This window comes from Polaromonas sp. YR568, from assembly GCF_943369675.1.
Classification (GTDB): domain Bacteria; phylum Pseudomonadota; class Gammaproteobacteria; order Burkholderiales; family Burkholderiaceae_C; genus Polaromonas.
Genome location: NZ_CALROB020000031.1, coordinates 51,539 through 64,381, shown reverse-complemented (window position 1 = coordinate 64,381; position 12,843 = coordinate 51,539). Strand labels below are relative to the sequence as shown.

13 protein-coding genes are annotated in these 12,843 nt (G+C 64.8%); 4 read left to right on the top strand and 9 right to left on the bottom strand.

What is annotated here, in order from left to right:
• Positions 1-242: 242 nt before the first annotated feature.
• The 7 genes from ACLV8F_RS17050 to ACLV8F_RS17020 all read right to left on the bottom strand — a co-directional run bounded on the left by ACLV8F_RS17050 (position 243) and on the right by ACLV8F_RS17020 (position 7,787).
• Positions 243-1,004: an ABC transporter permease gene (locus ACLV8F_RS17050; protein WP_411885398.1), complete on the bottom strand. Its 762-nt coding sequence runs from the start codon at positions 1,002-1,004 to the stop codon at positions 243-245.
• 2 nt (positions 1,005-1,006) lie between these two features.
• Positions 1,007-1,831 carry an ABC transporter ATP-binding protein gene (locus ACLV8F_RS17045; RefSeq protein ID WP_411885395.1) on the bottom strand — a complete coding sequence of 275 codons (825 nt, stop codon included), beginning with the start codon at positions 1,829-1,831 and terminating at the stop codon, positions 1,007-1,009.
• Positions 1,832-1,833: 2 nt separating this feature from the next.
• Entirely contained in the window at positions 1,834-2,889 is a 1,056-nt protein-coding gene (locus tag ACLV8F_RS17040) for an ABC transporter substrate-binding protein (protein WP_411885394.1), read from the bottom strand.
• A gap of 230 nt (positions 2,890-3,119) precedes the next feature.
• Positions 3,120-4,361 (bottom strand): M20 family metallopeptidase, encoded by a 1,242-nt coding sequence (locus ACLV8F_RS17035; RefSeq protein ID WP_411885393.1) that lies wholly within the window; start codon positions 4,359-4,361, stop codon positions 3,120-3,122.
• An 8-nt stretch (positions 4,362-4,369) separates the two neighbouring features.
• Positions 4,370-6,187, bottom strand: a complete 1,818-nt coding sequence (gene uraD / locus ACLV8F_RS17030; protein WP_411885392.1) for a 2-oxo-4-hydroxy-4-carboxy-5-ureidoimidazoline decarboxylase — start codon at positions 6,185-6,187, stop codon at positions 4,370-4,372.
• 2 nt (positions 6,188-6,189) lie between these two features.
• The gene (gene puuE / locus ACLV8F_RS17025) at positions 6,190-7,125 is read right to left on the bottom strand and encodes an allantoinase PuuE (RefSeq protein WP_411885391.1); all 936 of its coding nucleotides are present in this window, start codon (positions 7,123-7,125) and stop codon (positions 6,190-6,192) included.
• Entirely contained in the window at positions 7,122-7,787 is a 666-nt protein-coding gene (locus tag ACLV8F_RS17020) for a GntR family transcriptional regulator (RefSeq protein ID WP_411885390.1), read from the bottom strand. The genes puuE and ACLV8F_RS17020 overlap by 4 nt, the downstream gene beginning before the upstream one ends.
• Before the next feature lie 67 nt (positions 7,788-7,854).
• Between ACLV8F_RS17020 and uraH the strand changes: the two genes are divergently transcribed.
• Positions 7,855-8,208, top strand: coding sequence for a hydroxyisourate hydrolase (gene uraH, locus ACLV8F_RS17015; protein ID WP_411885389.1), 354 nt, complete (start codon positions 7,855-7,857; stop codon positions 8,206-8,208).
• Between the two features lie 81 nt (positions 8,209-8,289).
• Positions 8,290-9,303 (top strand): tripartite tricarboxylate transporter substrate binding protein, encoded by a 1,014-nt coding sequence (locus tag ACLV8F_RS17010; protein WP_411885388.1) that lies wholly within the window; start codon positions 8,290-8,292, stop codon positions 9,301-9,303.
• Positions 9,304-9,449: 146 nt separating this feature from the next.
• On the opposite strand, the gene ACLV8F_RS17005 is transcribed toward ACLV8F_RS17010, so the two are convergent.
• The gene (locus ACLV8F_RS17005; protein ID WP_411885387.1) at positions 9,450-9,995 is read right to left on the bottom strand and encodes a hypothetical protein; all 546 of its coding nucleotides are present in this window, start codon (positions 9,993-9,995) and stop codon (positions 9,450-9,452) included.
• A 154-nt stretch (positions 9,996-10,149) separates the two neighbouring features.
• Between ACLV8F_RS17005 and xdhC the strand changes: the two genes are divergently transcribed.
• Both xdhC and ACLV8F_RS16995 read left to right on the top strand, forming a co-directional pair.
• Positions 10,150-10,980: a xanthine dehydrogenase accessory protein XdhC gene (gene xdhC, locus ACLV8F_RS17000; protein WP_411885386.1), complete on the top strand. Its 831-nt coding sequence runs from the start codon at positions 10,150-10,152 to the stop codon at positions 10,978-10,980.
• A gap of 174 nt (positions 10,981-11,154) precedes the next feature.
• Positions 11,155-12,360, top strand: coding sequence for a urate hydroxylase PuuD (locus ACLV8F_RS16995; RefSeq protein ID WP_411885385.1), 1,206 nt, complete (start codon positions 11,155-11,157; stop codon positions 12,358-12,360).
• Positions 12,361-12,439: 79 nt separating this feature from the next.
• Here ACLV8F_RS16995 and ACLV8F_RS16990 read toward each other — a convergent pair whose 3' ends face one another.
• Positions 12,440-12,772 (bottom strand): DMT family transporter, encoded by a 333-nt coding sequence (locus tag ACLV8F_RS16990; RefSeq protein ID WP_411881574.1) that lies wholly within the window; start codon positions 12,770-12,772, stop codon positions 12,440-12,442.
• Positions 12,773-12,843: the final 71 nt, after the last annotated feature.

Genomic DNA, 12,843 nt, shown 5'->3' with positions numbered 1-12,843 from the left:
GCCACCGTCCTGCTGATCGGTGCCTGCAGTTGCTTGATCGCCCACTGCTTTTGCTCTGCCGAATATCTTTTGTGTTTCATCTCTTTGCCTCTATTGCCGCCCCAATTTTCTATCGAATGAGGAGACGACAACTATCCTGACATGGAGGGGGCGAAGCAAAAAAAGTGAGTCGCATGCCGGGCGACCCCGGCCAGCCACCCTCAGCAGAGGGCAAGGGCGCTCAAGCCGGAGCAAGACCCGGCTTAACGCAACCCTCGATGCGCCCAACCGGTTGTATGCCTCTCCACATAACTAAAAAGCTCATACATCACCATAGCCATCCCACCTATCACCACCAACCCGGCAAACGCCAACGCCAGCCGTTGCTGCGAAGCGGCGCTTTGCATCAGGTAGCCGATGCCGGAATCGCCGGCCGTCATCTCGGCCAGCACGGTGCCGACGAAAGCCAGGGTGATGGAGACCTTGAGCGAGGCGAAAAAGTAAGGCATGGAGCGCGGCAGGCCGACCTTGACGAGAACGTCCCAACGTTTGGCGCCGAGCACGCGCAGCACGTCTTCGAGTTCGGGCTCCAGTGTGGCCAGGCCCGTGGCCATGTTGACGGTGATGGGGAAAAACGAGATCAGGAAGGCCGTCAGGATGCCCGGCCCGACGCCTATGCCGAACCAGACGATGAGGATGGGGACGATGGCGGCCTTGGGGACGGCGTTGAAGGCGACCAGCAGCGGATAGACCGCCGCATAAGCCAGTCGCGATGAGCCGACCAGGAAACCCAGCAGCACGCCGACGATGATGGACAGGCCAAAGCCCACCATGGTGACCCAGAAGGTTTTCCACGCGGCTTCGGCAATTGGCCCCGCGAACTCGGCCATGGCCTGGGCGATGGTGAGTGGCGCGGGGAAGATGAACTCAGGTATCGAGAAACCGCTGCAGACGGCCTGCCACAGCGCGATCACGGCCGCGAGCAGAATCCATGGCGCCCAGCGTTCGAGTTGTTTGCTATTCATGTTCATGGCGCAACTCCGCCGCGCACCGCGCCTATGTGGCCGCGCAGCTCATGCACGATGTCGCTGAACTCGCGGGTGTAGGTCACCTCGAGGTCGCGCGGGCGCGGCAGGTCGATTTCGCGCTTGACGACAAAGCGGCCCGGGCTTTTGCTCATCACATACACCGTGTCGGCCAGGAAGACCGACTCGCGCAGGTCGTGCGTGACCAGGATGACGTTGAAGCGCTGCTCGGTCCAGAGGTCGCGCAGGATGCACCAGAGTTCTTCGCGCGTGAAGGCGTCGAGCGCGCCGAAGGGCTCGTCGAGCAGCAGCATCTTGGGCTCGTGGATCAGCGCGCGGCAAATGCTGGCGCGCTGCTGCATGCCGCCCGAGAGCTGCCAGGGAAACTTGTCTTCATAGCCGGCCAGGCCCACCTTTTGCAGCAGGCGGCGCGCGCGTTCTTCGAACTCCTTGCGCTTGGCCTTGAACTGGCTGCGGTAGGGCTCGACGATTTCGAGCGGCAGCAGCACATTGCCGACGGTGGTGCGCCAGGGCAGCAGCGAAGGCGCCTGGAAGGCCATGCCCGAAATCTTCAGCGGGCCGGTCACGGGCTGGCCGTCAATCAGGATGCGGCCGGCCGAAGGCATCTTCAGGCCGGTGGCCAGCTTCATGAAGGTGGACTTGCCGCAGCCCGAGGGCCCGACGATGGCGATGAACTCGCCCTGCCGGACCTGCAGGTCAATCGCCTCGACGGAAAACTGTTTGCGCGCGAGCAGCTCGTCGTTGTAGGCGAGCCAGACGTCCCTGAAGTCGACGAACGAATGGGTGTCGGCGGTGGCCAGGGTCATGCTTATTTCTTGGGAACGGGCAGCACGTTGAGTTCGGTCGCCGTCGGCAGGAAGCTGCCATTCCACACCACGTCCGGGTTCACGCGGGTCTTGGTGCCGAAGGCGTCGGAGACCTGCGAGGCCATCAGCGTGAGGCGGGGCATCTTCACCTGGCCGAAGCCCTCGGCGCGCGCGTCGGGGCTGTTGATGACGGTGTCTATCGCAAGGCGCAGGCGGCGCACTTCCAGCGGCACGTTGATGATGCCGTCGCGCGCCTTGACGAATTCAATCGCGGCGGCCGGGTCGGTCACCACGTCTTTCACGCCGTGGGTAAAGGCCTGCAGGAAGGCCTTGACGGCGGCCGGGTTCTCCTTGATGAGCTTGGGCGAGGCGATCACGACGTTGCCGTAGTGCTTCACGCCGAATTCGGCATAGGGCAGCACCACCACATCCTCGGCCTTGACGCCGCGCGCTTCGAGGTTGAGCAGCGAGGTGAAGGTGAAGCCGGTGATGGCGTCCACGTCGCCGCGCGCCAGCATGGTTTCGCGCAGCGGCGGGTCCATGGTGACCCACTGGAAGCCGGTGATCTTGTTGGCCTTGGCAAAAATCGGGAAGGCGCGGCGGCCGGCGTCGAACACCGGGGCGCCCATTTTTTTGCCGTTGAGGTCGGCGGGCGTCTTGATGCCCGACTTCTTGAGCGCCATGACCGAGGCCGGCGTGTTGTTGTAGACCATCATCACGGCGACGGGCTTGTTGGGCGCGTCGGGGTTGTTGGCATGGAACTCCATGACCGAAGCCAGGTCGGCAAAGCCCATGTCGTAGGTGCCCGAGGCCACGCGCGTGACTGCGCCGCCCGAGCCGTTGCCGGCATCCACCGTCACGTCGAGCTTGTTGGCCTTGAAGTAGCCCTTGGCCACCGGCGTCAGGAAGAGGGCGGCGGGGCCTTCAAAGCGCCAGTCGAGCTGGAACTTGATGGGCGTGTTCTGGGCCTGGGCGACGCTGAAAGCCGCGGTGGCGGCGAGCAGGCCGGCGGTTTTGGCGAGCTGTGCGGCAAACGGGGATGGCAGGCGGTGTGTCATGGGGTGTCCTGGAGTCCTGGTGTACTGGAATTGGGGGCAAAAGCATGTCGCCCGCTGGTCGGCGGTGAGGGCATGCGGTCTGGCAGGGGATTAGCAAAAACAGTGCCGCGCCTGGTGTTGGTGCTTCTTGTGGCGTCGGCGTCGGCTTATTTTCGGCGAAGTCGCGCCGCGTTCCCCGGTTTTTGCCGGTTTTTTGCGTCCGTGCTTACCCAGGGACCGAGAAATCGGCCTCAGGCCAGCAGGTCGCGCAGCGTGCGCGCAATCACCTTGGTGGCGCGGCGCAGGTCCTCAAGCTCCAGGCGCTCGTCGGCGCGCTTGGCGTGCGATTCGAGCACGGTGCGCGGGCCGGCGCCGTAGATGACGCCGGGAATGCCGGCTTCAGCGTATAGGCGCACGTCGGTGTACAGCGGCGTGCCCATGGCCGGGATCTTCTGGCCGAACAGCGCCTCGCCGTGCTTCTGGATCGCCTCGACCAGCGGCTTGTTGCCGGGCAAGGGGCGCATGGAATTGGCCAGCAGCAGGCGCTTGATGTCGACGCTGATGCCTTTGCGTTCGGCGGCGGCACCGGCAATCACCTGGCGGATATTGGCTTCGACTTCGGCCGGGTTCTCTTCGGGGATCATGCGGCGATCCAGCTTGAACATGACCTTCCCGGGCACCACGTTGGTATTGGTGCCGCCTTCGATGCGGCCCACGTTGAGGTAGGGGTGCTTGATGCCCTCGACCTTGGACGTGACCTGCTGGTAGAGCGCGTTCTGCGCATAGAGCGCGTTGAGGATGTGCACCGCGCCCTGCAGCGCGTCGACGCCGGTGTCGGGAATCGCGGCATGCGCCATCTTGCCGTGCACCGTGACTTCCATCTGCAGGCAGCCGTTGTGGGCGGTCACGACTTCGTAGGAGAAACCGGCCGCGATCAGCAGGTCGGGTTTGGTCAGGCCCTGTTTGAGCAGCCAGCCCGGGCCCATCTCGCCGCCGAATTCCTCGTCGTAGGTGAAGTGCAGCTCGACCGCGCCCTTGAGCGGTGCGCCCAGCGCTTCGAGCGCGCGCAGCGCGAAGGTGAAGCTGGCGAAATCGCATTTGCTGACGGCGGAGGCGCGGCCGTAAATTTTGCCGTCGACGATCTCGCCGCCGTAGGGGTCGTGGGTCCAGCCTTCGCCGGGCGGCACCACGTCGCCGTGGGCGTTGAGGGCGATGGTTTTGCCTTCACCCTGGTTGCCATACCGGCGGCGCACGATCAGGTTGGTGATGGATTCCATGCCATAGGCGCGCACCTCGGCCTCGGGTACAGGATGCTTTTCAGCTTCGAAGCCGAAGGCCTTGATGAGTTCGGCGGTGCGTTCGGCATGCGGTGCGTTGTTGCCCGGCGGCGTGTCGGTGGGCACGCGTATGAGCTGCTGCAGGAAAACGGTTTCTTCGTCGAAGTGGGCGTCTATCCAGCTGTCCAGCCGGGCGTAATCAGTGGGGAAGGTCATTGTGGTGGTCAGGGGGCGAGATGGGTGAGCAGGTGCGTGAAGGCCTGGATCGCAAGCTGGATGTCGTCGCTGGTGCTGCTTTCCAGCGGGTTGTGGCTGATGCCGGAATTCTGGCCGCGCACGAAAAGCATGGCCTGCGGCATCACCTTGTGCAGTTTCATGGCGTCGTGGCCGGCGCCGCTGGGCATGGCATGCAGCGGCACGCCCAGCGAATCGACCGCGCGCTCCCAGCGCTGCTGCCAGGCCGGCGCGCTGGGCGCGGCGGCGGCGCGCTCGGTCAGTTCGGTCGTATAGTGCACGCCGCGGCGTTCACAAATGGCCTTGAGTTCGGCCAGCACGTCGGCCACCAGCGCATCGCGCTGCGCATCGACGGGCGCGCGCAGGTCCAGCGAGAACAGGCAGCGCCCCGGCACCACGTTGATGGAGCCGTTGGGCACCTGCAGCATGCCCACGGTGCCGACGGAGTCGCCGTCCTGCGCGGCGCGGCGCTCGACGTAGAGCAGCAGCTCGGCCGCCGCGGCAGCCGCGTCGCGCCGGCGGTTCATCGGCGTGGTGCCGGCGTGGCTGGCCATGCCGGTGATCTCGCAGAGGTAGCGCACGTTGCCGTTGATGGAGGTCACGATGCCCAGCGGCAAATCGAGCTCGTTGAGCACCGGGCCCTGTTCGATGTGCACTTCGACAAAACCGAGGTAGTCGTCGGCATTGCGTTTGATGCCGGTGATGTCTTCAGGCTTCAGGCCGGCCTTCAGCATGGCCTCGCGCATGGTGATGCCGTCGGCGTCTTTCTGCTCCAGCCACTCGGGCTTGAAGTCGCCTATCAGCGCGCCCGAACCCAAAAAGGTGGCCTTGTAGCGCTGGCCTTCTTCTTCGGCAAAGCCGACGACTTCAATGTTGAAGGGCAGGCGCTTGCCCTGGCGGTGCAGCTCGCGCACGCAGGCCATGGGCGCGAAGATGCCGAGCCGGCCGTCGTACTTGCCGCCGTTGCGCACGGTGTCGTAGTGCGAACCCGTCAGGAGTGTCTTGGGTTGAACCGTTCGGGCTGAGCCTGTCGAAGCCGGCCCTTCGACAGGCTCAGGGCGAACGGAACTGGCACGGTAGACGCCCACCACATTGCCGACGGCGTCGATGCTCACCTCGTCAAAGCCGCAATTCCGCATGGTGGCGCTGATATAGGCCGCGCAGGCGCGGTGCGCGTCGGTCAGGTAAGTCACCGTGAGCTGGCCTTTTTCAAGGTAGCCCGGGTCGCTGTACTGCGACATGGCCTCATGCCAGTCCCAGACGTCGTTGCCCAGCGCGGGCGCGGCGGCGAACTTGTCGTTGAGCCGCAGTTCGACCACGCGGTGGATGTTGCGCAGGTTTTCCTGCAGCTCGAAATCCGGGTGGTTCTGCAGGCGGCGCGCGAAGGTGTCGATGATCTGCCGCCGGCTGAGGCCGGTGCCGCGCGGCCCGCGCACCGCGAGGATGAAGGGGAAGCCGAACTTCGCGTTGTAGTCGGTGTTGAGCTTTTGCAGTGTGGCGAATTCTTCGGGCGTGCAATCCGTGAGGCCGGCTTTGCCTTGTTCGTTGGTGGATTCGGCCGTGAGGCTTTTGCTGACCATGGCCTTGCCGGCCAGTTCGGGGTGGGCCTGGATGAGCTTGACCTGCGCGTCCCTGCCGGCGTCGCGCAGCACCTGGGCCATCGCGTGTTTCAGGTGCGCGAGCGAGCGGAAGGGGCGGGCGTCCAGCGCTTTTTCAGCGACCCAGGGGGAATGCTCGTAGAGCCCGTCCAGCAGTTGCAGCGCCTGGTCGCGCGGCGCGGTGTTGACCTGTTCAAGGGTGATGGCCATGTTCAGCCTTCCTGCCGGGGCGTGTAGGGGTGGGTGGCCTGCCAGTGGCGGGCGATGTCGATGCGGCGGCAGACCCAGACGCGGTCATGCTTTTGCACATGGTCGAGGAAACGCTGCAGCGCCACGATGCGGCCGGGCCGGCCCAGCAGGCGGCAGTGCATGCCTATGCTGAGCATCTTGGGCGACTCGTCGCCTTCGGCATACAGCGCGTCAAAGCTGTCGCGCAGGTAGATGAAAAAATCCTCGGCCTGCGCAAAGCCTTGCGGCAGGGAAAAGCGCATGTCGTTGGTGTCCAGCGTGTAGGGCACGACCAGGCGCGGCACCACGGCGCCGTCCGTACGCGCCACTTCAGTCCAGAAGGGCAGTTCGTCGCCGTAGTAGTCGCTGTCGTATTCGAGCCGGCCGTCGTCGGCTACCAGCCGGCGTGTGTTGGGGCTGTCGCGGCCGGTGTACCAGCCCAGCGGGCGCGTGCCGGTGAGTTGTTCGATCGCGTCCAGGCCCAGGCGCATGTGTTCGCGCTCGGTGGCTTCGTCGACCTGCTGGTAGTTGATCCAGCGCCAGCCATGGCAGGCGATTTCGTGGCCGAGTTCGGTGAAGGCGGCAGCCACCTCAGGGTGGCGCTGCAGGGCCATGCCCACGCCGAAGACGGTCAGCGGCAGCCCGCGCTTTTCAAACTCGCGCAGGATGCGCCACACGCCCACGCGTGAGCCGTATTCGTAAATGCCTTCCATGCTCAGGTGGCGGTCGGCAAAGCTGGGCGGGTTGGCCATCTCGGACAGAAACTGTTCGGAGCCCGCGTCGCCGTGCAGCACCGAGTTCTCGCCGCCTTCTTCGTAATTCAGCACGAACTGCACGGCGATGCGGGCCTTGCCGGGCCAGTTGGCTTGCGGCGGGTTGCGGCCGTAGCCTATCAAATCTCTTGGATAGCTTGAGTTCATGACAGCGCCATTGAAATATCGTTGGTCGGCACCTTGCGGTCGAAGGCCAGGTTTTCCTCGACGTGCAGCAGGTGCTCGTTCATCAGGCGCACGGCCAGGGCTTCGTCCTTGGCGGCCAGGGCCTTGACGATTTCGGCGTGCTCGTCGTTGGAATGTTCGGCGGCGCTGGCGGTCTGGTACATCAGGGTGATGAGGGCGCAGCGCGAGATCAGCTCGCCCAGCATCTGCGCCAGCACCTCATTGCCCATCAGTTCGGCCATGCGCACATGGAAGTCGCCCAGCAGCTCGGTGCGGCCGGACACGTCGCCGGTGTCGAGCGCGGCTTTTTCCTGGGCCACGTGTTCTTTCAGCGCCTTGATTTTCGCGGGGGTGACCTCGCGCACAAAGGCGCGCGTCATCTCGGCTTCCAGCATGCGGCGCACGGCGAACACCTGGCGCGCCTCCATCACCGAGGGCGCGGCCACAAAGGCGCCGCGCGCCGGCTCCAGCCGTATCAGCCGGTTTTGCGAGAGCTGGAACAGCGCCTGGCGCACCAGCGTGCGTGAGACGCCGAAATGGTCGGCGAGTTTTTGCTCGGCGAGTTTGGTGCCCGGGTGCAGCCTGTGCTCCACAATGGCCTTGGTCAAGGCCTCGACGATGGCGTGGGTGGTCGATGATTCCATCGGGGCATGATAGCCGTAAAGCCCAAAACTGTATACACTTTTGGTAAACCGAAATCAAAGGAATCCCATGGGCTTGAGCACACATGTACTGGATACGATGCATGGCTTGCCGGCTGGCGGCATGAAGGTTTCGCTGTATACCACGCAGGCGGGCCAAGCCACGCTGGTGAAATCCTTCACCCTCAACGACGACGGGCGCAGCCCCGACGGGCCGCTGTACGACAGCAGCAATTTGAAAGCGGGCACTTACCGCCTGGTGTTTGACGTCGCGGGCTATTTCAAGGCGCGTGGCGTGGCCTTGCCCGAGCCAGCCTTCCTGGACCAGGTCAGCCTGGACTTCGGCGTGGCCGACATCAGCGCGCACTACCACGTGCCCTTGCTGGTGAGCCCCTGGAGCTACTCCACCTACCGCGGAAGCTGAACAGCCCGTGACCCCTGTGTCACGCGAACGTCATGTGATGCGGGAACAATCAGTCCTTTTTACTACTGAGTCTGTTCCCCCATGAATGTCAAGCCGATGGGCGCGTTGAGCCGCCGCCAAGCCCTGTTGTTGTCCGCAGGCACTGCCGCCACACTGCTCGCTTCCGCCGCGCTGGCGCAAGGCCCTTCCAATCCCGCCGCTTACCCTGAACGCGCCGTCAAGATCATCGTGCCCTTCGCGCCCGGCGCCGGCACCGACGCGATGGGGCGTCTGATCGCGCAAAAGCTCGGTGAAGTCCTGGGCGGCACCTTTGTGGTCGACAACCGCGCCGGCGCTTCGGGCGCCATCGGCACGCAGGCTGTGGCGCAGGCGCCGGCAGACGGCTACACGCTGCTGCTGGTGGCATCGCCCTTCACCACGGTGGCGGCCTCGCTGCCCAGCGCCAACTACGACCCGCTGCGCCAGTTCGCGCCGGTCGGCATGATCGCTACCGGCCCGCTGGTCTGGGCGGCCAACACCAAACTGCCGGCCAACAACATGAAAGAGCTGATCGCGCTGGCCAAGCAGAAACCCGGCGCGCTCAACTACGGCTCCGCCGGTGCCGGCGGTGTCAACCACCTTGTGCTGGAATCGCTGAAGGCCCGCACCGGCACTTACATCACCCACATCCCCTACCGCGGCGTGGCGCCCGCCACCATGGACATGATTGGCGGGCAGATCCAGCTCGTCACCGGAACTATTCCCGCGCTGCTGCCCTTCATCAAGAACGGCAGCGTCAAGGCCCTGGCCGTCACCAGCGCCAAACGCTCCAGCGCCTTGCCCGACGTGCCCAGCATGAGCGAGTCCGGCCTGAACGGCTTTGACGTGCTCAACTACTTCGCGATCTCCGCACCCGCCGGCACGCCGCCGGCCATCGTCAACACCCTGAACGCCGCCATCAACAAGATCGTCACCATGCCCGACGTGCTGGCCCGGTTCAAGGTTGATGCCGTGGATGCGGCGCCTGGAACGCCTGCGCAGCTTGGTCAGTTCATTGAAGCGGATTACCGGGCTTGGGTGAATGTTGTCAAGACGCAGAATCTCAAGATAGATTAAGGCCCCCACGGTCGCTCACTTCGTGTAGCTCCCTGCCCCCCGAGGGGGCCGCCCGCCTGCGGCCCGGCAAAGCCGGTTCCGCGGCTCATGCTGGCCTTCGGTCGGCTCGCTTCGCATCGCCTTGCGCTGCTACCTCTTCCAGGGCTCTAGTCCTGTCCTTCGGTGAGGGTATCGAGCTGGAATTTCCCGCTCTTGTGCCACAGCCAGGTGTCGGTGTAGACCACCTTGCCCATGCGCGTGGGCGCCGGGAACGGTGAGGCCTGGCGTATGGTGCGTTCGATCTCGGCGACCACTTCGGGCGCATGGCGCGGCGCGCGCATCCAATCCAGTTTTGTCACGCGGCCCGTGCGGTCTATCTCCACGTTCATCACGCCCACCGCATACAGCAGCGGCGGCATGCGGCCTTTGTAAATGCGTTCGGCATTGAGGCCGTAGAGATGGGTGGCGCCGTCCTGGCGGTAGGCGCGCGGCGTGCTGGCGCCTGAGCTGCGGGCCGAGCCTTGTGAGCCCGAGATCGGGCCTATCACCGGCGAGGCGTCCGGGGTCGGTGCAGGTGTGGGGGCAGAATCCGGCGCGCTCTTGCAGGCGCTCACGATGGCGGCCACGGCCCCGGAAATCAGGGCGGCCAGCCAGAAACGGCGCGCTGTGGAGGAAGACGCATCAGTGGAAGAAGGCATCTCGTGTTTTGTCATGGTTTGCCTCAGGGCCTCTGGGGGGGCGGTTCATGGGATTTTGCGTATACCCGCCATCGTGCCCGGAAACTGCGGGCCGCCTGGGTGGTGCTAAGGTGGCGTTTCCCCATTTTGCCCACTATTCAGTCCCCTTACGGTTTCCAACACGTCACCAATGGTTTTCCGCAACACCGGCCCGCTCCTTGAGACCCTGCTCGCCCGCCTGGCTTACGCGCCGGCGGTGCTGGTGCAGGTGGACCAGACGCAGGGCTCGGTCCCGCGCGAGGCGGGGACGTGGATGGCGGTGTTTGCCGATGCGCTGGTGGGCACCATAGGGGGCGGCCACCTTGAATTCGATGCGATCGCCAGGGCCCGCGCGTCGCTGGAAAAAAACGAGGTTACGGAGCCGCCGCTGCGCGTGGCGCTGGGCCCTTCGCTGGGCCAGTGCTGCGGCGGTGTGGTGCAGTTGCGCTTTGAGCGGGTGGGCGCGGCCGACGCGGAAGCGCTGGCCTTGCGGCTGGGCGCGCGCCAACTCGCACCCGTCGCGCTGTTCGGCGGCGGCCACGTCGGCCATGCGCTCGCGCAGGTGCTCGCGCCCTTGCCGTTTGCCGTGAGCTGGATAGACAGCCGCGACGGCGTGTTCCCGGCCAGCGTGCCGCCGCGCGTGGTGTGCGAGCATTCCGAACCGGTGCAGGCGGCCGTGCCGGGCCTGGCGCCGCAGTCGCGTGTGCTGATCATGAGCTTCAGCCATGCCGAAGACCTGGACGTGCTGGCCGCCTGCCTCAAGCGCCAGCGCGAGCGGGGTGATTTGCCCTACATAGGCCTGATCGGCAGCAAGACCAAATGGGCGACCTTCCGGCACCGGCTGGAGGCCAGGGGCTTTACGGCGGACGAACTCGCGCATGTGACTTGCCCTATCGGCGTGCCGGGCATCAGCGGCAAGGAGCCCGAGGTCATCGCCGTGGCCGTCGCGGCGCAGTTGCTGCAGAGCATCGATGTAGGCTGAGCCCGTGCCGTCCGGCTTTGCGCCCGGCGGCAAAGGCTATAAACTTACTTCACCAGGTCGCAGCGGAGCCGGGAAGCAGGGCATCCAGCACGGAGCCCCGCTTCTTTTGTTCGTGACCACGTTTTCTGCTTACAGCGCCCGCAGTGGTGAGCAGCCTTGCACAAGTTGAGCGCTATGGAAAACTACCTTCTCGACTGGGCCAACCTGCTGCTGCGCTGGGTCCACGTCATCACTGCCATCGCCTGGGTCGGCTCCTCGTTTTATTTCGTCTTCCTCGACAGCAGCCTCACGCCGCCCGTCGATGAAGACCTGAAAAAGCAGGGTGTCAGCGGCGAACTCTGGGCCGTGCATGGCGGCGGGTTTTACCACCCGGTCAAATTCGCCGTCAAGCCGCCGCAGCTGCCGGCCCACCTGCACTGGTTTTACTGGGAAAGCTACAGCACCTGGCTGTCGGGCTTTGCGCTGTTCACGGTGTCCTACCTCTGGCATGCCGGCACCTACCTGGTCGACAAATCGCTGATGAACTGGTCGCCCGGCGCGGCGGCCGCCGTGGCGTTGTCTTTCTTTGTGGTGTTCTGGATGCTGTACGACGGCATCTGCCAGCTGTTCGGCAAAGGCAAAAACGGCGACGCCATCGTCGGTGCGCTGGTCGCGGTGCTGGTCTGTATCGCGTCCTGGCTGGCCTGCCACTGGTTTGCCGGGCGCGCGGCCTTTTTGCTGGTGGGCGCCATGATGGCGACGGCCATGAGCGCCAACGTCTTTTTCTGGATCATCCCCGGCCAGCGCAAGGTGGTGGCCGCCATCAAGGCCGGCGAACCGGTGGACCCGGTGCACGGCCAGCGCGGCAAGCAGCGCAGCGTGCACAACACCTACTTCACGTTGCCGGTGTTGTTCGCCATGCTGAGCAACCACTACAGCTTCACCTGGAGCCATCCGCAAAACTGGCTGGTGCTGATCCTCATGATGCTGGCCGGCGCGGCGATACGCCAGTTCTTTGTGCTGCGCCACGGCTACAAGCTGGGCCGCAACCGGCACCCGCTGGCTTATGCGCTGGCGGGTGCGGCCGTGATCATCGGGGTGATCGTCTGGATGAAACCGGCGCCTACCGCTACGGCCATACCGGCCGCCGTTTCACAGGGCACCGGCTACGAGAAAGTGCAAACCATCCTGGCCCAGCGCTGCTACCAATGCCACGGCGAGCAGCTGCAGATGAAAAACGTGCGCCTTGATTCGCCCGCAGCCCTCAAGCTCCACGCAACGCAGGTTTACCAGCAGGCCGTGGTGACGCGCCTGATGCCCATGAACAACGCGACAGGCATCACCGAGGCGGAGCGGCAGGCGATCAAGTGGTGGTTCGACGCGGGGGCCAGGACGGAGTAGGCTTATACGAAATGCCCACCCGATGTCCCTGGCAATCGCGGCCGGCTGGGCCTGGGCGGCAATGAACGCTACCGGGGCCTCAATGCATGGTGGAGTTGGAAAACAGATTCAGCACCACCACGCCCGCAATGATCAGCCCCATGCCCACCATGCCCCAGAGGTCAATCTTCTGGTGGTGAAAAAAGAAGCTCGTGATGCTGATCAGCACAATGCCCAGGCCGGACCAGATCGCGTAGGTCACGCCGGTGGGAATCGACTTCATGGTCACCGTGAGCAGGTACAGCGCCGTGCCGTAGCCGGCGATGCTGATCAGCGAAGGCACCAGCTTGGTGAAGCTGTCGCTGGACTTGAGCGCCGTGGTGGCGATGACTTCCGCAATGATGGCGATGCCGAGTGCCAGGTAGCCGTTCATGGTGTCTCTTTCTTCTTCGGGGTGTTCTTTGGGGTGATGAGGCATTCTAGGGAAGGCTTGCCTGCCGAAAG